At 69.1% G+C, this 18,999-nt stretch carries 14 protein-coding genes; 6 read left to right on the top strand and 8 right to left on the bottom strand.

The features are described from left to right. Positions 1–129 precede the first annotated feature (129 nt). Positions 130–1,851, bottom strand: a complete 1,722-nt coding sequence (locus ACVTJA_RS26995) for a hypothetical protein (protein WP_465823801.1) — start codon at positions 1,849–1,851, stop codon at positions 130–132. Positions 1,852–2,094: 243 nt separating this feature from the next. Here ACVTJA_RS26995 and gspG point away from each other — a divergent pair, with 243 nt between their 5' ends. Continuing rightward, positions 2,095–2,517, top strand: coding sequence for a type II secretion system major pseudopilin GspG (gene gspG / locus ACVTJA_RS26990; RefSeq protein WP_465823800.1), 423 nt, complete (start codon positions 2,095–2,097; stop codon positions 2,515–2,517). Positions 2,518–2,663: 146 nt separating this feature from the next. Further along, complete coding sequence (locus ACVTJA_RS26985) at positions 2,664–4,775, top strand: alkaline phosphatase D family protein (RefSeq protein ID WP_465823799.1); 2,112 nt, start codon at positions 2,664–2,666, stop codon at positions 4,773–4,775. 27 nt (positions 4,776–4,802) lie between these two features. Here ACVTJA_RS26985 and ACVTJA_RS26980 read toward each other — a convergent pair whose 3' ends face one another. Then, complete coding sequence (locus ACVTJA_RS26980) at positions 4,803–6,695, bottom strand: methyl-accepting chemotaxis protein (protein ID WP_465823798.1); 1,893 nt, start codon at positions 6,693–6,695, stop codon at positions 4,803–4,805. Positions 6,696–6,717: 22 nt separating this feature from the next. Continuing rightward, complete coding sequence (locus ACVTJA_RS26975) at positions 6,718–7,257, bottom strand: PDC sensor domain-containing protein (RefSeq protein WP_465823797.1); 540 nt, start codon at positions 7,255–7,257, stop codon at positions 6,718–6,720. 171 nt (positions 7,258–7,428) lie between these two features. On the opposite strand from ACVTJA_RS26975, the gene ACVTJA_RS26970 reads away from it, so the two are divergent. Continuing rightward, entirely contained in the window at positions 7,429–8,664 is a 1,236-nt protein-coding gene (locus ACVTJA_RS26970) for an MFS transporter (RefSeq protein ID WP_465823796.1), read from the top strand. 4 nt (positions 8,665–8,668) lie between these two features. Here ACVTJA_RS26970 and ACVTJA_RS26965 read toward each other — a convergent pair whose 3' ends face one another. From ACVTJA_RS26965 to tesB, 5 genes are all read right to left on the bottom strand, one after another. Continuing rightward, a complete protein-coding gene (locus ACVTJA_RS26965) occupies positions 8,669–9,370 on the bottom strand; it encodes a glutamine amidotransferase-related protein (protein WP_465823795.1) in 702 nt (233 codons plus the stop codon). Positions 9,371–9,406: 36 nt separating this feature from the next. Beyond that, positions 9,407–10,129: an ATP-dependent Clp protease proteolytic subunit gene (locus ACVTJA_RS26960; RefSeq protein ID WP_465823794.1), complete on the bottom strand. Its 723-nt coding sequence runs from the start codon at positions 10,127–10,129 to the stop codon at positions 9,407–9,409. Positions 10,130–10,307: 178 nt separating this feature from the next. Then, entirely contained in the window at positions 10,308–12,350 is a 2,043-nt protein-coding gene (locus tag ACVTJA_RS26955) for a DUF1592 domain-containing protein (RefSeq protein WP_465823793.1), read from the bottom strand. Positions 12,351–12,362: 12 nt separating this feature from the next. Next, positions 12,363–13,757, bottom strand: a complete 1,395-nt coding sequence (locus tag ACVTJA_RS26950) for a DUF1552 domain-containing protein (RefSeq protein WP_465823792.1) — start codon at positions 13,755–13,757, stop codon at positions 12,363–12,365. Between the two features lie 224 nt (positions 13,758–13,981). Next, the gene (gene tesB, locus ACVTJA_RS26945; protein WP_465823791.1) at positions 13,982–14,872 is read right to left on the bottom strand and encodes an acyl-CoA thioesterase II; all 891 of its coding nucleotides are present in this window, start codon (positions 14,870–14,872) and stop codon (positions 13,982–13,984) included. Between the two features lie 235 nt (positions 14,873–15,107). On the opposite strand from tesB, the gene ACVTJA_RS26940 reads away from it, so the two are divergent. The 3 genes from ACVTJA_RS26940 (at position 15,108) to ACVTJA_RS26930 (ending at position 18,811) form a co-directional block, all read left to right on the top strand. Then, positions 15,108–16,799, top strand: a complete 1,692-nt coding sequence (locus ACVTJA_RS26940) for a M28 family metallopeptidase (protein WP_465823790.1) — start codon at positions 15,108–15,110, stop codon at positions 16,797–16,799. Positions 16,800–16,928: 129 nt separating this feature from the next. Then, positions 16,929–17,846, top strand: coding sequence for a bile acid:sodium symporter family protein (locus ACVTJA_RS26935; protein ID WP_465823789.1), 918 nt, complete (start codon positions 16,929–16,931; stop codon positions 17,844–17,846). Next, entirely contained in the window at positions 17,846–18,811 is a 966-nt protein-coding gene (locus ACVTJA_RS26930) for a hypothetical protein (RefSeq protein WP_465823788.1), read from the top strand. Before ACVTJA_RS26935 ends, ACVTJA_RS26930 begins: the two co-directional genes overlap by 1 nt. Positions 18,812–18,999: the final 188 nt, after the last annotated feature.

Here is an 18,999-nt window from a genome sequence, read left to right as displayed (position 1 = left end):
ACCAAACGCACGAGGCCCGGATTCTTGAAACGTCCCGGGAATTTTCGAGCGGCTGCGCCTTCAACCCCTCGGAATCGCTATGGCCCGGCCCTGATCCACGGGCCGAGCCATGTTTCATGTCTCAGGGGGCTACTTCTCGAAGATGACGGCGTACTTGCCGCCGTACGCGCTGACGTGACGCACGCGGTAGTTGAAGAGGCCCGCGTAGAGGTCGCGGTACGAGCGGAACTGGTCCGGGGTGAGGTTGACGAAGGGAACCAGCGTCTTCGACGTGACGTGCCAGAGGGCGAGGTACCTGTCACCCAGGCCCGGGTGCGAGTACTTCTGCACGCTGACCATCTTGAAGCCCGAGGCCTTCAGCGTGTCATCCGTGTTCCACAGGTCCGTTTCCGTCATGGAATGGTACGCGTACTGCGCCGTCACCGACGGCTGCTTCACCCACGTGCCGGTGAAGAAGAGCTGGCCCGCGTCCAGGTACGCGGAGGCATCTGTGATCAGATAGCCCGCGTTGTAGTTGTCGCCCACCTGCGAGCCGAACCAGCTCGGCGTCATCTTGTGCCGGGCGATGTAGCCGCCGGTGATGGGCGCGTAGATGGCGGTGAAGCGGGCCTCGTCCGGCGCCGTCATGCCCACCACCTTGTCCGGGCGCCAGCCCAGCGGATACCAGGTGTCCGCGTCCGACTGGTGCTGCGCGAAGGTGCGGAACGTGCGCGTGACGGGCGCGGACGGGTTGTACTGGAACGAGCCGCCCAGCTTCCACGTCCAGCCGCTCGACTCGGTGGCGAGCGTGGAGGGGAACCAGCCGAAGGACGCGAAGTAGTTGAACCCTTGCTGGAACTTCCCCGAGTCCACGCCCGCGAAGTCCTGGAAGAAGGGCGCGAAGTGCGTGGCGTGCTGATCCGCCTGACCGCCCTGCCCCGTCGGATACTCCGTCTGGTAGCAGGACGCGCTGAGGGCGTAGAGGCCGTACGGGTCGAAGAACGTCCACAGGTTCTGCTTCACGCCGCCCACCCAGTGCTCGGCGGGCCGCGCGAACATGATGTGCAGGTGCGTGTTGGTGATGGAGCTGTTCATCCCGTGCGCGCCGGTGAGCCCGGCCATGCCGATCTGCTGCCCCGCCTTCACCGTCTGGCCCTCGCTGACCAGGATGCCCTGCGAGTTGGTGCCCCAGCGCGACTCAATCGCGGTGAGCTGCGCGGACGTCGCGCCGTTGGTCAGCGTCTGTCCGTCCGTGTCCGCCTGGCTCTGGTAGTTCTTCCACGCGGCGTCCGCCGTGGCGAAGGAGCCGGCGCCGTTGCCCTTCTCGTAATACGTCTTCGTCAGGCGGGCGCGGGCGATGTCCTCGTCCCGGCCGTCGCGCAGGTGATGGTAGACGGTGCGGAACCTCGAGCCGTCCTTCGCGGTGTGCTCGATGATGACCACGTTGCCCGGGCTGGGCATGTAGCCCACCCACAACACCGTGCCGTCCGCCACCGCGTCCACGCGGAAGCTGTTGCCGCCGTTGCCGTAGTCCACCGCGTTGTGGCGCGAGTTGGCGCCGTACATCCACCCCGTCCCCACCGTCACCGTGCTCTCGCGGAACGGCTTGTAGATGGGCATGCGCGGCAGCGTCGCGTCCAGCCACGCGCCGCGGTTCACCATGCTGGCGGAGCTGATCTGGTAGTAGCCGTCCGGGTGCGAGGCGGCGACGTTCCCCGCCCCGTCGATGCGGTGGTACCAGTTGAAGGACGTCAGCGCCGGAGCGGACTGGGCCGCACTGTCGATGTCGCAGGCCGCGTGGACGAGCGAGGGCGCAAGGGTGGAGAGCGCCACGAGGCCGCTGACGGCCCGGGCGAGGAAGTGGCTCTTCATGAGATGTCCTGGAGAAGCGTGGTGGAGCTACGGCCTCTGAACGGGGTGCGCCGCGAATATTCCCGGCCCCGCCTCCATGGGTGGGCACGCCGCCTGCACTGACGTCCCCGTGGGCCCATCGCCGAAGGCTGGCGAAGGGCTCTCAGGGGCAGCGCCATGCGCGGAGTCGAGGGGGTTCACGACAGCGCGACATCGAGGCGACGCGATGGCCTGCCAGAACGTCACGTGAGGCGAAGAAAAGTCATGAACCACACCAACACGAAGCAGCAGCAGCGCCGTCGCAGCCGCGGAATGACCCTCATCGAAATCATGGTGGTCATCACCATCCTCGGGCTCCTCGCGGCGGCGGTGGGCGTCGCCGTCATCCCCAGGCTCAACGACGCGAAGAGGGACACCGCCGCGCTGGACATCAAGGTCATCGAGTCCGCCCTCAAGATTCACTATGCGAAGACGGGCCGCTTCCCGGACACCTCCGCCGGACTCAATGCGCTGGTGGAGAGCCAGGCCCTGGACAAGCTGCCCACGGACCCGTGGGGCAACGGGTACGTGTACGTGAACGAGGCCGGCAGGCCCGTGGTCATCTCCTACGGCGCGGATGGCACCGCGGGCGGTGAGGACCTCAACGCGGACATCACCTCGGCGGCCCCGAAGTCGTCGAGGAGCTGAGCACGCTCGCCTGTCCTGACGGCAGGTCCTGCTGACGGGAAGCGGACGGGACGGACGGCCCCGGGGCCGATGGAGCGCCGCCGTGCGCTCCGTAACCTCGCGCGTTCTCCGGGAGCATTCCTCCCGGTATGCCGAGGAGCCACCCCATGCCGCGAGTGCTGGACCGCCGTTCCGTCCTGAAGTGCCTGGCCGCCGTGGCCGCGAGCACGGCCTTCGGCTGCTCCGACGATGACGACGACGAGCTGCCCATCGTCGAGGACCGCACCTTCTACCCGCAGTCCGTCGCCTCCGGAGACCCACGCCCCACCAGCGTGGTCATCTGGACGCGCGCCGTGGACCCGGGCAACGCGGACGCCGACGTGTCGCTCACCGTCCAGGTCGCGCTGGATGACCGCTTCAACCAGCGCGTCCTGGAGCTCAAGGGCGTCACCGTCAGCTCGGCACACGACCACGTCCTCAAGGTCAAGGTGACGGAGCTCGCGCCGCGCACGACGTACTACTACCGGTTCCTCCAGGAGCGGAACGGCCGGCGGGTGTCCTCGCCCGTGGGGCGCACGCGCACGGCTCCGGACGCGAGCTCGGACACGCCGGTGCGCTTCGTGGTGGCCAACTGCCAGGACTACAACGGCCGCTACTACAACTCCTGGCAGCGGCTCGTGCAGCTCGACGAGGACCTGGACTGTGTCGTCTTCCTCGGGGACTACGTCTACGAGACGACGCTGGAGGCCGCCCTCCCCGGCACCACGCGCCAGGTGCGCTTCAGCGAGCCGGACGGCGCACTGAGACTCACCACCTCCGCGGGCACGGTGCTCGCCGCCGCGTCGCTGTCCAACTACCGCGACCTGTACAAGACGTACCGCTCGGACACGTTCCTCCAGCAGGCCCACGAGCGCTACCCGTTCGTCGTCACCTGGGACGACCACGAGTTCTCCGACGACTCGTGGGACGCGCACGCCAACTACACCGACGGGCGTCAGGACGAGGCCGAGCCGGAGCGGCGCCGCAACGCGGAGCTGGCCTTCTTCGAGTACCTCCCCATCGACCCGGACGACGTGTCCGAGGGCCCGGTGGACATCGACGCGATGCCGCGCTACCCGGACACGCGCATCTGGCGCAGCCTCGACTTCGGGACGACGCTGCGCCTCATCGTCACCGACTACCGCAGCAAGCACCCGGACCATCTCATTCCCGAGGACGCCTGGCCCGCGGCCGTGGCGGTGGACGCGGACACCCTGACGGCGCTGGGCGTGGCGGGCTCCTTCACCGCGGACACCTTCGCGTACGTGGACATCAGCGCGCCGGAGTACGCGGAGGCTCGGACCATCCTCGTCGGTGTCTATACGCAGCTCGCGGTGGCGGCGGGGCTGACGCAGCAGGACGCGGAGGCTCGCGCCGACGAGGCCGTGCGGGGCCCGCATGCGCTGGCGTACGTCAACCCGGTGCTCGCGCAGGCGGGCCGCCCGCCCATCTCCCCCACGAACAAGCCCCGGGGCATCGGCTTCGTGCACCTGGGGAAGACAGAGCTCTTCTCGCGGCTGGGCTCGCGCTACGTGGTGGTGAAGGACACGTATGACGTCTACGCGGCGGCGCGGGACGTCACCACCGGCGGCGAGGCGCAGAACGTCCTGGGCTCCGAGCAGTCCGCCTTCGTGCTGGGCGAGGCATCCGGCCCGCAGACGTGGAAGGTGCTGGTCAGCTCCGTGTCGCCCACCACCATGGTGTGGGACCTGAGCAACAAGCCGGACGTGGAGCCCTCCACGGTGCGCAACCGGTACTACTTCGACGTGGACCAGTGGGACGGCTTCCCGCAGGAGCGGACCCGGCTCTTGGGTGAGCTGCGCGGGCGCACGTCGGACCATACCGTCGTGGTGTCGGGGGACATCCACGCGGCCTTCGCGTCCGTGGAATTGGGCGTGCCCGCCCTCACCGCGCCGGCCATCTCGTCCTCGTCGGTGAAGGAGGAGGCGGCGGGCCAGGTGGAGGCCGCGGGCTTCCCGCCCGGCTCCGCGGTGTACCGCTACGTCGTCACCGAGCAGGACGCCACCCTGCGCGAGGGCAACCCGGGCATCACCTTCGTGGACACCGACTCCCACGGCTTCACCGTGGTGGAGGTCCTCGCCGACCAGGTGCGCGCCGCCTACCACCTCATCCCCAGCGCCGAGGCCCACACGTCCTACGCCGACCAGCCGGAGGCCCTCGTCTCGCGCTTCACACGCAGGGACTTCATCGTCCAGGGCGGAGGCATCTCCGTGGGCTGAAGCCTTCGTCGCGCGGCATCTCGTCCGTCAGACGCGGTAGGTGCTCGCGACCACGTCCATGCGCTGGGCCACGTCACGCAGCATCTCGGTGGTGCGCTGGGTGCCCTTCAGGCCCTGCATCGTCTCGTCCATCATCCGCGAGAGGTCCGTGACGGCCGTGAAGATTTGAGCGACGCCCGCGTTCTGCTGCGTGACGGCGGCGGCAATCTGCTGCGCGGCGTTGGCGTTGTCCTGGATGATGCTCGCCAGCTCGCGCAGGCTGTCGCCGCTGGCGCGCACCTGGGACAGACCCGCCTCGGTGCGCCGCTGCCCCTCTTCCGAGAGGCTCACCGTCGCCTGGATGGCGCGGCGGATGTCCTCGAGAATCTCGCGAACGCGGCCGGTGGAGTCGATGGACTGGTCCGCGAGGCTGCGAATCTCGCGCGCCACCACGCCGAAGCCCTTGCCGTGCTCGCCCGAGCGCACGGCTTCAATCGCCGCGTTGAGCGCCAGCATGTTGGACTGGTCCGCCAGGTCCTTCACCGACTGGGTGATGCCGTCAATCTGCAGCGTGCGCTCCGCGAGCGAGGAGATGCTGCTGGCCACGCGGCCCACCTGCTCGCGAAGCTGCTCGAAGCCCTGGAGACTGGCGCTGACGGTGGCCTCACCCGCCTGTCCCACCTCGCGGGCACGCGCGCTGGCACCGAGCACCGTCTGAGAGCGGTCCGCCGCCATCATCGACGTCTGCTTGATTTCCTGCGCCGTCACCTGCGTCTCCTGGAGCGCGGCGGCCTGCCGCGTCAGGTTGCGCTCCTGCTGCGTCGACGCGGCGGTGAGCTCGGCCACCGTCTCGCCCAGCACGCGCGTGCCCTGCTGGAGGCTGGCGGTGGACTCGCGCAGGTGGCTCATCATCCGCGAGAAGGACTCCGCCAACTCGCCCACCTCGTCACGGCGCGTGGGCACGTGCACCTTCTGCGTCAAATCTCCGTCCCGGACGATGCGGCCCACCACCTCGCTCAGCGTGGAGATGGGGCGCGTCATGCCGCGCGCCAGCAGCCACGCGGCCACGCCGGCCAGCAGCAGCGCGGACACCATGATGGAGAGCGCCACCGTGGCGGCGCGGTTGAGCGGCGCATAGGCCTCGTCCGGGTCCACCGTAGCCACGAAGCGCCAGCCATCGCCCACGTCCTTCACCGTCTCCTGGTCGACGGCCTCCTCATGGACGACGTCCGCGGGACGCGACGCGCCCGCCGGGAGGGAGTCATAGAGCGTGCCCCCGCTGGCGGAGAGCACCTCCAGGGCGAAGCTCTCATGTCCCCGGGCCCGAGAGCGCTCCAGCGCGGAGGACACCACGGCGCCCATCTGGTCCCAGTCGAAGGCGGCCAGCAGCACGCCGATGCGCGCGCCGCTGATGGGGCTCAGCACCGGCACCGCGAACGGCAGCACGCGGCGGCGGAAGACGGGGTCCATCTCGGTGACGGCGCTGGTGTCGAGCCGCCCCTCGCGCGCGGCGCGGAACCAGCCCGCCGCGAGCACCTCCTTCGTGCGGCCGGCGAACGCGTCTCGCAGCATGGGGTCGCTGGCGGAGACGGCGTGGCCGTCCTCGGTGAAGAGCACCAGCCCGGTGAAGGACGGGTGGCGCTTCTGCAGCGAGGCGAGCACCGCGTCGCTCTTCTCGTAGGTGCCGAACAGCAGCGCGCCGCGGAGGATGGCGTCCTCCGACCAGCTCCGCGCGTTGGCCTCGCGCTCGACGAGCGCCGCCTCCACGAGGTCGCGCAGCCCCTCCGCCTCCACCTTCAGCATGCCGTGAATCTGTTGCTGGAGGTTCTCCGTCGTGGAGAAGCGCAGGAACAGGTTCACCGGCAGCAGCGCGCAGAGAATCAGCAGGGACACCGCCAGGGTGAGGCGGGTGCGAAGCTTCATTCCGTCCAGGAGTCGCATGAAGAAGAGCGGGAGCTACGGGTCAAAGGTCCAGGAGGGACAGGCCGATGGTGAGGGCGCCGATGGTCTTCCCACCGTCGCTGACTGGCAGGGAGACCTGGATGACGTACGCCTGGGAGGACTCGTCGAAGAAGGGCTTCTCGCGCAGCGTCTGGGCCTTTCTGAAGGGCACCTGCCACTTGGCCTCGTCGCCCTGCCAGTAGTCCGAGGTCCGGCGCGTGGAGCCCACCAGCGCGCCCTGGTCATCCATGGCGAAGGCCTCGGCCACCACGCGGCCCAGCTTCTCGCGGTGCCGGTTCAGGACGCGCGAGCACGCGGTGTCCAGCACGCGCTGCTTGAAGGGCGTGAGCATGGGGCTGGCGCGCCAGGTCTCGTCCTCCGACTGGATGGTGGTCAGCGGAACACGGCGCGCATTCTGGGCACGTACTGCCTGGATGACCTCGGGGTCCGCCGCCATCCGCCGCAGCGCGGGCATCACCCCGTCCACCTTCTGGAGCTGCGCGGTCCCGTCCGCCGGGAGCTGCGTCAGCAACATCACCACCAGACTGCTCAACCAGGACATCCGTACTCCGTTCCCCCCGGCGGTGCCGGTGTGTTCGGGGCGGGGACGTTCATCCCCTACCGAATGATACGGATTGTTGCATAGACGATATCGAAGAGGTGAAGCCAGGAGAGCGGCCTTGCCCTCCTCCACCTGTCCTGGGTGACCACCCCTGGTGGATGATGGCCACATATGAACGCCACCTCAGTTCCGGTTGACCTCCAACGGGCAGCCCGCCTCGCCATCCTCGTCGCCGCGCTCGGCTACTTCGTCGACATCTACGACATGGTGATTTTCAGCGTGGTGCGCGCGCAAAGCCTTGAAGCCATTGGAGTCGCGGCGACCGAGCGGATGAGCGCGGGCGTGCACCTGCTCAACATGCAGATGCTCGGCATGCTGGCGGGCGGCATCCTCTGGGGCGTGCTGGGAGACCGGAGAGGACGGCTCTCCGTGCTTTTCGGGTCCATCTTCCTGTACTCGGCGGCCAACTTCGCCAACGCCTTCGTGCAGACGATGGAGCAGTACTCGGTGCTGCGAGTGCTGGCGGGCGTGGGGCTGGCGGGTGAGCTCGGGGCCGGAATCACGCTCGTGAGCGAGCTCATGTCGAAGGAGCACCGGGGCTACGGCACGACGCTGGTGGCCACCAACGGGGTGATGGGCGCCATCGCCGCCGCGCTGGTGGGCAGCCGGCTGGACTGGCGTACGGCCTATATGGTTGGCGGTGGCCTGGGCTTCGCGCTGCTGTGCCTGCGGCTGACGGTGCACGAGCCCCGCCTCTTCACCGCGCTGAAGGAGAAGGCGGTGCAGCGGGGCAACTTCCTGCGGCTGTTGAAGCCAGGCCCGTCCGCGCGGCGCTACCTGTCCGTGGTGCTGGTGGGCGTGCCCATCTGGTTCGTGATTGGCGTGCTCATCACCTTCGCGCCGGAGTTCGGCAAGGCGCTGGGGATGAAGGAGGTGCCGCTGGCGGCGCACGCGGTGCTGGTGGGCAACGTGGGCACGGTGCTGGGCGACCTGGCCAGCGGCCTGTTCAGCCAGTTCACGCGGAGCCGCAAGCGCAGCGTGGCGGTGTTCCTGCTCCTGGGCGTGCTGGGCACCGCGGCGCTCTTCACGGTGGGGGGCACGTCGCTGTGGGCCTTCTATGCGTGCTGCGGAGTGCTCGGGTTCTCCGCCGGGTACATGGCGGTGCTCGTCACCATCGCCGCGGAGCAGTTCGGCACCAACCTGCGCGCCACGGCGGCCACCACGGTGCCCAACTTCATCCGCGGCTCCACGGTGCTGCTCACCTCGGGGTTGCAGCTCGCCACGCCGTCGCTCGGCCTGCGTGGCGCTGCGCTGTGCGTGGGCGGCGCGGCGTTGGTGGCTGCGTTCGCGGCCCTGCGCGGCATCGACGAGACGTTCGGCAGGGATTTGGACTTCGTGGAGGAGTGAGCCGTCAGCGCGCGGCCGCGACTTGCGCGAAGTGCCGTGCGAGGCGCTGGAGCAACTCGGTGTTCTCCGTCTCGGCGGCCTTGAGCTTGGGGAGCTGGGCCTTCAGTTCCTGGAGGTCCTTGCCGCGCCGCTGGAGGTCCTCGGTTTCGATGTCGAACCAGCCGCCCAGCTCGGCGGCGGTCAGCTCGAGGTGGAACTGGAAGGCGTAGGACGTGCCCAGGCGGAAGGCCTGCTGCGAGTAGCGGTCCGTTGAAGCCAGCAGCGTGGCGCCGGGCACGGGCTTGAAGGTGTCTCCGTGCCAGTGGGCCACGACGGTCTTCTGGCGCACGCCGGCAAGCACCGGGTCCTTCAGGCCGTCCTGCGTCCAGCGCACGGGGGCGGCGCCCACCTCGAAGCCATTCTTGCCGGGGAACACCTCGGAGCCGGCGGCGGACGCGATGAGCTGGGCGCCCAGGCAGACGCCCAGGCACGGGCGCTCATTGGCGAGCCGCTCGGTGAGGATGGCCAGTTCCTCGTGGAGGAAGGGGTGCTGGTCCGCCTCGTAGACGCCCATGGGGCCGCCCATCACCACCAGGAGGTCCGCGTCCACGTCCTCGCGACGCACCGTGCGGAACCGGTTCACCAGCTTGAAGCCCACCTCCTCCAGCACCGGCCCCAGCAGGCCGACTCCTTCGTGTGCCTCGTGCTGGAACACCACCGCGCGCATGGTCCTGACCTCCGTCCGGAAGAGACGCGAGCGAGCCTAACCCGAGGCGAGGATGCCATCGATGATTCCGTAGGCCCGGGCCTCCTCCGCGTTCATGTGGCGCGGTTGTTCGGTATCGGCGCTGATCTGCTGTGTCGTCTTCCCGGTGTCGTGTGCCAGCACCTCCTCGATGCGTGCCTTCATGCGCGCGACCTCCGCCTTCACGACCTCCTGATCCTGCGGACTCCCATTCGGGATGGCCACGGGTCGGGAAATCATGATGCGACAGGTCGGCACGGCGTAGCGCTTGCCCTTGGTGCCACCCGCGAGAAGCAGGGCCGCCAGTGGACCCGCCTGCCCCGTACACAGGGTGGACACCGGGGCCTTCACGAACTTTAGGGTGTCGTAGATGGCCAGCCCCGCCGTGACGCTGCCTCCAGGACTGTCGATGCGGAGCTGGATGTCCTGGCTCGGGTCCTCCGAGTCCAGGAACAGAAGCTGCGCCACGACGAGGTTCGCCATCGCGTCATCGATGGGGCCCGAGAGCAGGATGATGCGCTCCTTCAGGAGGCGCTCTTGCTCCTCGGACAACGGGTTGCGTGCGCCGCCCCGCTCCGTGCCCTCGGTGGAAGATGACGACGCGGGCGCGGACCGGACGGCGGAGCTCGACGCAGGGCGCACCGGCTGGGCGGCCTGCGGACCCGCGGAGGGGTTCGTCGAGGAGGAACATGCCGTCGTGAGCCAGAGCGGTAGCGTCAGTGCGAATCGGGACCAGGCCATGAGGACGCGAACCCTAGCCCTCTTCCTCGATGCCAGGGAAACACGGCCCGCACTGCTTCGGAGGAACCTCCCCGAAGGGGCCTGGCGCTCGCTTGCCCAGCTCCTCTTGGATGACTGCACGAACGGATGCAGCTCCGGCGCCGTGCGGTTCGAATCGCACGGCGCCGGGTGTGTCACGTCACGGTGCCGCGGGCACGGGGCAGCGGTTGCGGAAGCTTTCGCTGAGCGCGACGGCCACCAGCAACTCCGGCAGGCGATAGCCGCCCTGGGCGAAGTGCTCGTCCACGTTGAGCACCACGGGGTCGTCCGCATCCGTCAGCTCACGGCCGAGCCCATAGGACAGCGCCTTGCGGCTCATGCACGTGGCGAACGCGGGGTCCGCCTTGAGGATGGACGCGAGCTCCCTCGGCCCCTGGAAGGCGGTGCCCCGGAAGTTGCCCGCCGAGTCCACCGGCGAGCCGTTGTCCACGACGCGCCAGCCTCCCGCCGCGTCGTAGTTCTCCAGGCCGAAGCCAATCGGGTCCAGCACGTTGTGACACCCCGCGCACGAGGGATTCGAGCGGTGCGCCTCCGTAATCTGGCGCAGCGTCGCCCCGGGAGGCAGCGTCGTGGGCAGGCCCTCCACGCCGGGCGGCGGCGGGGGTGGTTCCGCGCACAGCAGCTTCCCCAGCACCCACTTGCCCCGGCGCACCGGCGACGTCCGCGTGGCCAGCGACGACTGCGCCAGCAACCCCGCCTGCGCGAGCAATCCTCCGCGCCGCCCGTCCGTCACGGCCACGCGCGTGGCCGAAGCAGAGCCCGGTCTCGGCAGCCCGTAGTAGTCCGCGAGCCGGTCATTCACGAAGGTGAAGTCCGCGTCGAGCATGTCCAGCGCGCTGCGGTCCTCGCGGAGGAAGGTGCGGAAGAAGCTCTCCCCTTCCTCGCGCATGGCCTGCTTCAGCGCCGTGTCCACCTGCGGGAAGAGCGCCGGGTCCGGGTTGATGCCGTCCACCTGCCGCAGCCCCAGCCACTGGCCCGCGAAGTTCTGCACCAGGGCCTCGGAGCGCGAGTCCTTCAGCATCCGCCGCACCTGCGCCTCCAGCACCGCCGGGTCCTTCAGCTTGTCCTCGTCCGCCAGCGCGGTCAGCTCCGCGTCCGGCTGGCTGCTCCAGAGGAAGTACGAGAGGCGCGAGGCCAATTCGCGGCTCGTCAGCTCGCGCTTGCCCGAGTCCGGAGCCGGCGTCTCCACCACCTGGAAGAGGAAGTTCGGCGACAGCAGCACGCCCCGGAGCGCGAACTTCGTCGCCAGCTCGAAGCTGTCTCCCGAGGAGCGCACCAGCGTGTAGACCTCCATCAACGGGTCCACCTCGGCGGCAGTCGCGGGGCGGCGCCAGGCCTTGCGCGCGAGCCGCTCCACCATCTGCCGCGCGCACGGCTGCTCGCCCACCTTCGCCGGGTCGCACACGCGCAGGGCCGGCTCGGCCGTGCCGCCCGTCGAGGCCGGCGCCTTCACCTCCAGCCAGTCCACCAGGAGGTTGCGGTCCGTGGACGTGTTCGGGTCATACGTGTCGTTGGTGAAGCGCACCGCGAAGCGCTTCTGCCCCGGCGCCGACACCTTCACCGTCCGCGTGTACGTCGTGGCCGTGGTGGCCGGCACGTCGAAGGACGCCACCACCGTGCCGTCCAGCAGCCAGTCCATCTTCACCGGGTCCGGCGGCGCCTGCGTGCCCCACGCGCGCACGGCGAGCTGGTAGTCCCCCGCGCTCGCGAAGTTGAAGGTCGCCGTCAGGTCGCCGTTGGACCAGAGGTTCCACACCGTGCCGTTCGACTCCGCCCCGCCCGTCGTCGCGCTGGCGGACTCGGCTTCGATTCGCACGGCGGCGCCGGACGGGGTTGCCGCCACGTCCCGCGCCCAGGCCTGGTCGATGAGGCGGCCCGCGGTGGCCTCGTACGCCTCCACCAGCGCGGGCGAGACACTGAGCAGGCTCGCCTCGTTGTCGAAGCCCGCGCCCGTGGGGTCCGCCGGGAAGGTGGACGCGGGCCGGCTCGTCTCGCCGAGCAAGTCCCGCACGGTGTTGTCGTACTCGGCGCGGTTGAGGCGGCGCAGGGCGTGGGCCCCGTCCGAGCAGCTCAGCGCGGAAGGAGAAGGCCCGGGCCCTTCCGTGGTGGGGCCCGTGGGCTTTTCACTCGAGCAGGAGATGAGCAGCAGCGGCAGTCCGAAGAGGAGCTTGTTGGCGCGCATGGTTCCCTCCCCTCACGCCAGTCCGGACAGCGGCGCCTGCGCGAGCGGACCGAAGCTGCCGCGCGGAATGCCGAAGGCCTGGAGGATGGACAGCAGCACGTCACCGCAGCGCTTGTTCGTCGCGCGTACGTGACGCCCCGGACGGAAGGCGCCGCCCGCGCGGCCCGCGAGGATGACGGGCATGTCGTAGTGGTTGTGCCAGTCGCTGTTGGAGATGTCGCTCGAGTAGTAGACGGCCACGTTGTCCAGCAGCGTGCCGTCGCCCTCGCGCACCGCCTTCAGCTTCTGCACGAGGTGCGTGAGCCGCGACACCTGCCACTTGTCGATCTCCACCTTCGCGGCCTTCTTCACCTCGTCATTGCCGTGGTGCGACGCGTCCCCGTGATGGGAGAACGTGCGCCCATTGACGACGAAGGTCATCGGGCTCACGCACATGCCGAGCATCAGCGTGGCCACGCGCGTGGCGTCGCACTCGAAGGCCTTCACGATGAGGTCGCACATCAGGTCCGCGTACGCGGTGCGGTCCATGGGGATGCCCACCGGCTGCGCGCCCGGGCTGCATGCGGGCGCCGGGTTGCCCTGCTCCGCCTTCTGGATGGACTGCTCGATTGCGCGGATGCCGGAGAGGTACTCGTCGAGGCGAATCTGGTCGGCCTGGCCGAGCCGGCCCTGCAGCGACTTCGCCTGCGACGTCACGCGGTCCAGCACGCTGCGGCGGTACGTCCAGATGCGCCGCTCCGCGTCCGTGGGCCCCGTCGGCGTCAGCGAGCCGAAGAGCCGGGTGAACAGCACACGAGGGTTGTAGGTGTTGGGCAGGCGCTGGCCCTTGGCGAAGGTCACCATGCACTGCTCGCCGCCGCTGCAGTGGTCCTGCGTGTCGTCGTACGACGACGTCTTCGGGTCGATGTACCCGTCGTTGTTCGAGTCCTGGTAGCCCGGGTTGTAATAGCCGTTGTTCTCCACGCTCAGCGTGAGCGACGGCACCCGCACCTGCGAGGACGTGGCGCTGGCAATCACCTGGTCGATGGAGTCGGTGGCGCCCGCGACAATCTGCTCGCTCGCGGTGAGCATCATCCAGAAGCCGCCTTCGTGCGTCCTCTCGAAGTAGTCCCAGCTGCCGAGCCGCAGCCCGCTCAGCACGAGCACGTCATTCTTCACCGTCTCCAGCGGGGAGAGGCTCGCGGGCAGCGCATAGCTGGAGCCCTCCGCGGTGGGGAACCACTGGTCCGGGATGACGCCCGCGGAGTGGAACATGCCTACGAAGCGCAGCGGGGGTTGCGTACCGGCGGCCTGTGCCCGGGCGACGGAAGGCGCCATGGCCTCGAGCCACGGAAGCGCGAGCACTGCGCCGGCGGCACCGCGCAGCACGCTGCGACGGGAGAGCTCCCAGGATTTCGTTCTAGACACGCATGGCCTCGGGGGGTGTGAATCGACCACGCAAGGAGCAATGCGAGTGCCATGTCCGGAAAACCCCAGTGGTCCCGGATAGTTGTAACCCCTGTAGATATTCCCGTGTGGGAGGGTGGTTTCGACCCCACAGAGTGGTGTGGAGAGTCAACACCCAGTGTGGAGACGGGCGGCGACTCAGGGACTACACGGCCTCACGCCGTCTGCCAGGACAGGGAGAACGTTCACCCGTCTTGCTTCTGCCCGCCCTTCCCCTTCTCGACGATGCGCAGCAGCCCCTCCTGCGCCACCGAGGCGACGAGCCGTCCATCTCGGGTGAAGACGCTCCCTCGCGACAGGCCGCGCGCGTTGCCGGCCCAGGGGCTGTCCATGGAGTACAGCAGCCAGTCGTTCACCTTCAGGTCCCCGTGGAACCAGAGGGCATGGTCCAGGCTGGCGCCCTGCATGTGCGCCTGGAAGAAGCTGGTGGCGTGCGGGAGCAGCGCGGTGCTGATGAGGTTGAAGTCGGACGCGTAGGCCAGCACGTACCGGTGCACCTGCGGGTCATCCGGCATGGCGCCGTCCGCGCGAAACCAGACGTGCTTCACGGGCTCGCGCTTGTCGGGGTGGAACGGGTCCACGTACGCGACGGGGCGAATCTCAATCGGCTTGTCGCAGAGGAACTTCTCGCGCAGGCGCTCGGGGATGAGGTGCGACTGGCGGCGCAGCAACTCCAAATCCGTGGACAGCCCCTCGGGGCCCGGCACGTCGGGCATCTTCGCCTGGTGCGCGAAGCCCGGCTCGTCGACATGGAACGACGCCATCAGCGTGAAGATGGGCTGGCCCTTCTGGATGGCGACGACACGGCGCGTGGTGAAGCTGCCTCCGTCGCGCACCCGGTCCACCGTGTAGACGACGGGCAGACCCACGTCCCCGGCGCGCAGGAAGTAGCCGTGCAGCGAGTGGACATGGCGCTCCGGCAAAACCGTCTGGCTGGCCGCTGACAGCGCCTGCCCCAGCACCTGACCGCCGAAGAGGTTGCGGAAGCCCAGGTCCTGGCTCCGGCCGCGGAAGAGGTTCTCCTCGATGGGCTCCAGCTTCAGCAGCTCCAACAGCTCACCCAGCACTCGACTCATGGCCTTCCCTCCTACCTGACGCAGGGCGTCGTTGTCTCGGGCGAAGGCTCCGCCCCCTCCGTCGAGAATCGGGCTGGAGTCGCGCGCGAGCACGTCGGGCCAAACCCGGATTTCCGTATCGTCGAGACATGCCCGCGTGGCCCCGGCTGGCGGGTGCAGCGGAATGCCTCGTCGCCCATGATGTTGGCCCCGCGGCGGCCACCGTCCCCCTGGCCCACCAAGCGAGCCCTCCACCATGCTCCGTCCCCCGCTCCTGCCCGTGCTTGCCCTCCTCGCCGCACCGGCCGCTCACGCCGCGCAGCCCGCCGCGGCGGCTCCGGCCTCCAAGTCCGCTGTGCCGGCCGCCAAGGGCACGACCTCTCCTCCATCCGCCGCGCTCTCTCCCGAGGCCGAGCGCTGGTGGAGCCACGTCCGCTTCCTCGCCAGCGACTCGCTGCAGGGCCGAGACACGGGCAGCGAGGGCTACCGCAAAGCCGCCACGTACGTCTCCGAGCAGCTCGCCACGCTGGGCGTGAAGCCCGTGTCCGGCGACTCGTACCTCCAGGAGATGGAGCTGGTGTCGCGCCGGCTCGTGGAGGAGCGCTCGCGTCTGGCGCTCGTCCGCAACGGCAAGAAGGTGCCCCTTGTCCTGGGCACGGACGCCATCATCTCCTCCCGCACGGGCGAGACGGGCACCGTGGACGCGCCGCTCGTCTTCGTGGGCTACGGCCTGTCCATCCCCGAGGCCGGCCATGACGACTTCGCGGGCCTGGACCTCCAGGGCAAGGTCGCCGTCATCCTCCGCGGCGGCCCGTCCAGCATCTCCGGTCCGCTGCGCGCCCACTACGCGTCCAGCGAGCAGCGCACCAAGGCCCTCAAGAAGGCCGGCGCGGTGGGCGTCGTCGTCCTGCAGAACCCGAAGCACCTGGAGGTGCCCTGGTCCCGCGTCGCCGGCGCGCGGAAGATGCCGTCGATGCAGTTCGCCGACCCGGCCCTCAACGAGGACCAGGGCATGAAGCTCGGCGTCACCTTCAACGCCGCGCGCACCGAGCAGCTCTTCACGGGCAGCCCGCACACGTTCAAGGAACTCCTCGCGCTCGCGGATGCGGACAAACCCCTGCCCCACTTCGAGCTGCCCGTGCGCCTCGAGGCCCGCGCCGAGTTCGTCGACGCGCCGCTGAAGTCCGCCAACGTGGTGGGCGTGCTCCCCGGCAGCGACCCGACGCTGGCGAAGGAGTACGTCGTCCTCTCCGCGCACCTGGACCACGTGGGCGTGGGCGAGCCCGTGAAGGGCGACCGCATCTTCAACGGCGCCATGGACAACGCGACGGGCGTGGCCGCGGTGCTCGAAGTGGCGCGCGCGCTCCAGGCCACGAAGCCGAAGCGCTCGGTGCTCTTCGCGCTGGTGACGGGCGAGGAGAAGGGACTGCTCGGCTCGAAGTACCTCGCCGCCCGGCCTCCCGTGCCCACCTCGAGCATGGTGGCCAACTTCAACCTGGACATGTTCCTGCCCCTCTTCCCGCTCGAGCGGTTGATGGCGCTGGGCCAGGAGGAGTCCTCGCTCGGCGCGGCGCTCCAGCAGGTGGCCGCGGCCCAGGGCGTGACGCTCGTGCCGGACCCGGACCCCAACCAGATGCGCTTCATCCGCAGCGACCAGTACTCCTTCATCCTGAAGGGCGTGCCCGCGCTGGCCTTCAAGTTCGGCTTCGACAAGGACACGCCCGAGGAGAAGCTCTTCAAGGCCTGGTACACCGAGCGCTACCACGCGCCGTCGGATGACTTGTCGCAGCCCATGGACAAGGAGGGCGCGGCGAAGTTCGTACAGCTCCTCGCCGGCCTCGCGCGGAGCGTGGCGGACGCGCCCGAGCCCCCGAAGTGGAACGCGGACAGCTTCTTCCGCCGCTTCGACACCTCGAGCCGCCGGGGTGGATCCGCCGCCACGCAATAACCGCCACCGCATTGCATCACTGACGCAGCGAGCCATTTCCCAAACATGGGGGGGTGGCTTGAAGCGACGCGCCCGAGTTTGCGACGCTCCCATGTCCAACGCTGGACACACGAGCGTTCCGGGGGGCGAATGCAGACGAACGTATTCACGGCGGTCCTCATGCCAGTGGCCCTGGGCATCATCATGCTCGGGCTCGGGCTCTCGCTGACGCTGGACGACTTCAAGCGCGTCATCGTCTATCCGCGCGCGGTGCTCGTCGGGCTGATGAGCCAGATGCTGCTGCTGCCCGCCGTGTGCGCACTGGTGGCGCACGCGTTCCACCTTCCTCCCGAGCTGGCCGTGGGGCTGATGCTGCTGTCCGCCTCGCCCGGCGGCGCGACGGCGAACCTCTTCAGCCACCTGGCGCGCGGGGACGTCGCCCTCAACATCACGCTGACGGCGGTGAACAGCGCGCTCACGCTCGTCACCCTGCCGCTCATCATCAACCTGTCGATGGCGCACTTCCTGGGCGAGGGGCGCGCGGTGCCCATGCAGTTCGGCAAGGTCATCCAGGTCGTCGCGATTGTGTTGGTCCCGGTGAGCATCGGGATGTTCGTCCGCTCGCGCCGGCCCGGTGCGGCGAAGGCGTTGGACAGGCCCATCCGCCTCCTGTCCGTCCTCTTCCTCGCCGCCGTCATCGGCGGCGCCGTGTATCAGGAGCGGGAGAACATGCTCGGCTTCTTCCGGCAGGTGGGGCCCGCCGCGCTCGCCTTCAACGTGGCCAGCATGGGGGTGGGCTACTTCCTGCCGCTGCTGCTCCGGCTGCCGCGGCGTCAAGCGGTGGCCATCGGCATGGAGATCGGCATCCACAACGGGATGCTCGCCATGGCGATTGCGCTCAGCCCCACGCTGCTCGCGAATCCGACCATGGCGATACCGCCCGCCATCTACAGCCTCATCATGTACTTCACCGCCGCCGCCTTCGGCTTCGTCGTGAGCCGCGGCCGCGAGGGCACGCAGGACGCCCCGGCGCTCTCCCCTTCCCCCACCCCAGAGAAGGTGTCCTGATGCAGCCACATACCGCGCTGTCCCTGCTCACGCTGTCGTTGTGTCTCGGCCTCTCCAGCCCGGTGCTCGCGCAGCAGACCGACACCGAGGCGTCCCAGACGCCGCAGTCCCCCACGCCGCCCGTTCAGGCCCCGCTCGCGCCCATTCCGAACGTGCGCCTCTACCTCGCGAGCCTCAGCCTCGTCCGCTACAACCCGATTGGTCTGGAGACGCAGAACCGGCTCGTGCTGCAGAAGCGCCTCTTCGACAGCGAGTCCATGCTGATGCGCGACACCTTCGTCAGCGGCGCGCTCAGCCTCAAGGCCAACCCCGCGGGCGTGAAGGTGGGGCCGTTGGTGGAGGTCCAGCCGGTGGCCATGCTCAACGTGCGCGCCGGCTACGAGTACGTCAGCTACTTCGGCACGATGGGCTTCCTCCAGTCGTACCCCGGCGCGCAGGCGGACTTCTCGGACGACGCGCGCGACTTGCGCGAGGACGAGGCGTACAGCACCTCCGGACACCACTTCCTCGTCGAGCCCACCGTCCAGGGCAAGCTGAGGAACTTCGTCCTGCGCACCAAGTTCTCCATCGAGTACTGGAACGTGGACCTGCGCCAGGGCGAGGGCGCCACGTTCTACGACGGGCTGCTCGACACGCTGGTGCCCGGCAAGGGATGGCTCTTCACCAACGACACCGACCTGCTCATGCTCGCCTCTCCGCAGTGGGTGGTGGGCCTGCGCTTCAGCGCCGTGTTCCCCCGGTACGGTGAAGCGGAGCGCGCGGGCCTCGCCGTCGGCGACAACAGCCACATGCGCGTGGGCCCCATGGCCGCGTACTCGCTGAACACGAGCGAGGGCACGCTGTTCAACAAGCCCACGCTCCTCCTCATCACCGGCTGGTACTTCAAGCACCCGAACCGCGAGGCGGGGATGCCGTACGTGCTCGGCGCCTTCGCCTTCTCGTCGGACCTGCTCGGCGGCAACTGAGTTACCGAAGTCAGTTCTTGCCGAGGCGACCACCGCCGGGGCCGAGAAATCGGGCCCCGGCGCAGCGCCCCCTGGCCTGAAGCGAAGAAACGGCGCCTCATCCGTTCAATTTCGCGAAATACCCGGCACGACGGGTGAATCAACCAGTACAACCCGTGCGGGCGTGGTTTGCGAGTTGTCTCGCGGTA

This window comes from Pyxidicoccus sp. M6 (assembly GCF_055568925.1).
Note: the sequence above shows the minus strand (reverse complement) of the source record. Positions and strands in the feature narration are given on the sequence as shown.

Coding starts and splice junctions, on each gene's coding strand:
- ACVTJA_RS26955 (WP_465823793.1), bottom strand. CDS start 12,350: ATGCGCGCCAACAAGCTCCTCTTCGGACTGCCGCTGCTGCTCATCTCC.
- ACVTJA_RS26980 (WP_465823798.1), bottom strand. CDS start 6,695: ATGCGACTCCTGGACGGAATGAAGCTTCGCACCCGCCTCACCCTGGCG.
- ACVTJA_RS26995 (WP_465823801.1), bottom strand. CDS start 1,851: ATGAAGAGCCACTTCCTCGCCCGGGCCGTCAGCGGCCTCGTGGCGCTC.
- ACVTJA_RS26940 (WP_465823790.1), top strand. CDS start 15,108: ATGCTCCGTCCCCCGCTCCTGCCCGTGCTTGCCCTCCTCGCCGCACCG.
- ACVTJA_RS26965 (WP_465823795.1), bottom strand. CDS start 9,370: ATGCGCGCGGTGGTGTTCCAGCACGAGGCACACGAAGGAGTCGGCCTG.
- ACVTJA_RS26970 (WP_465823796.1), top strand. CDS start 7,429: ATGAACGCCACCTCAGTTCCGGTTGACCTCCAACGGGCAGCCCGCCTC.
- ACVTJA_RS26960 (WP_465823794.1), bottom strand. CDS start 10,129: ATGGCCTGGTCCCGATTCGCACTGACGCTACCGCTCTGGCTCACGACG.
- tesB (WP_465823791.1), bottom strand. CDS start 14,872: ATGAGTCGAGTGCTGGGTGAGCTGTTGGAGCTGCTGAAGCTGGAGCCC.
- ACVTJA_RS26975 (WP_465823797.1), bottom strand. CDS start 7,257: ATGTCCTGGTTGAGCAGTCTGGTGGTGATGTTGCTGACGCAGCTCCCG.
- ACVTJA_RS26985 (WP_465823799.1), top strand. CDS start 2,664: ATGCCGCGAGTGCTGGACCGCCGTTCCGTCCTGAAGTGCCTGGCCGCC.
- ACVTJA_RS26930 (WP_465823788.1), top strand. CDS start 17,846: ATGCAGCCACATACCGCGCTGTCCCTGCTCACGCTGTCGTTGTGTCTC.
- gspG (WP_465823800.1), top strand. CDS start 2,095: ATGAACCACACCAACACGAAGCAGCAGCAGCGCCGTCGCAGCCGCGGA.
- ACVTJA_RS26935 (WP_465823789.1), top strand. CDS start 16,929: ATGCAGACGAACGTATTCACGGCGGTCCTCATGCCAGTGGCCCTGGGC.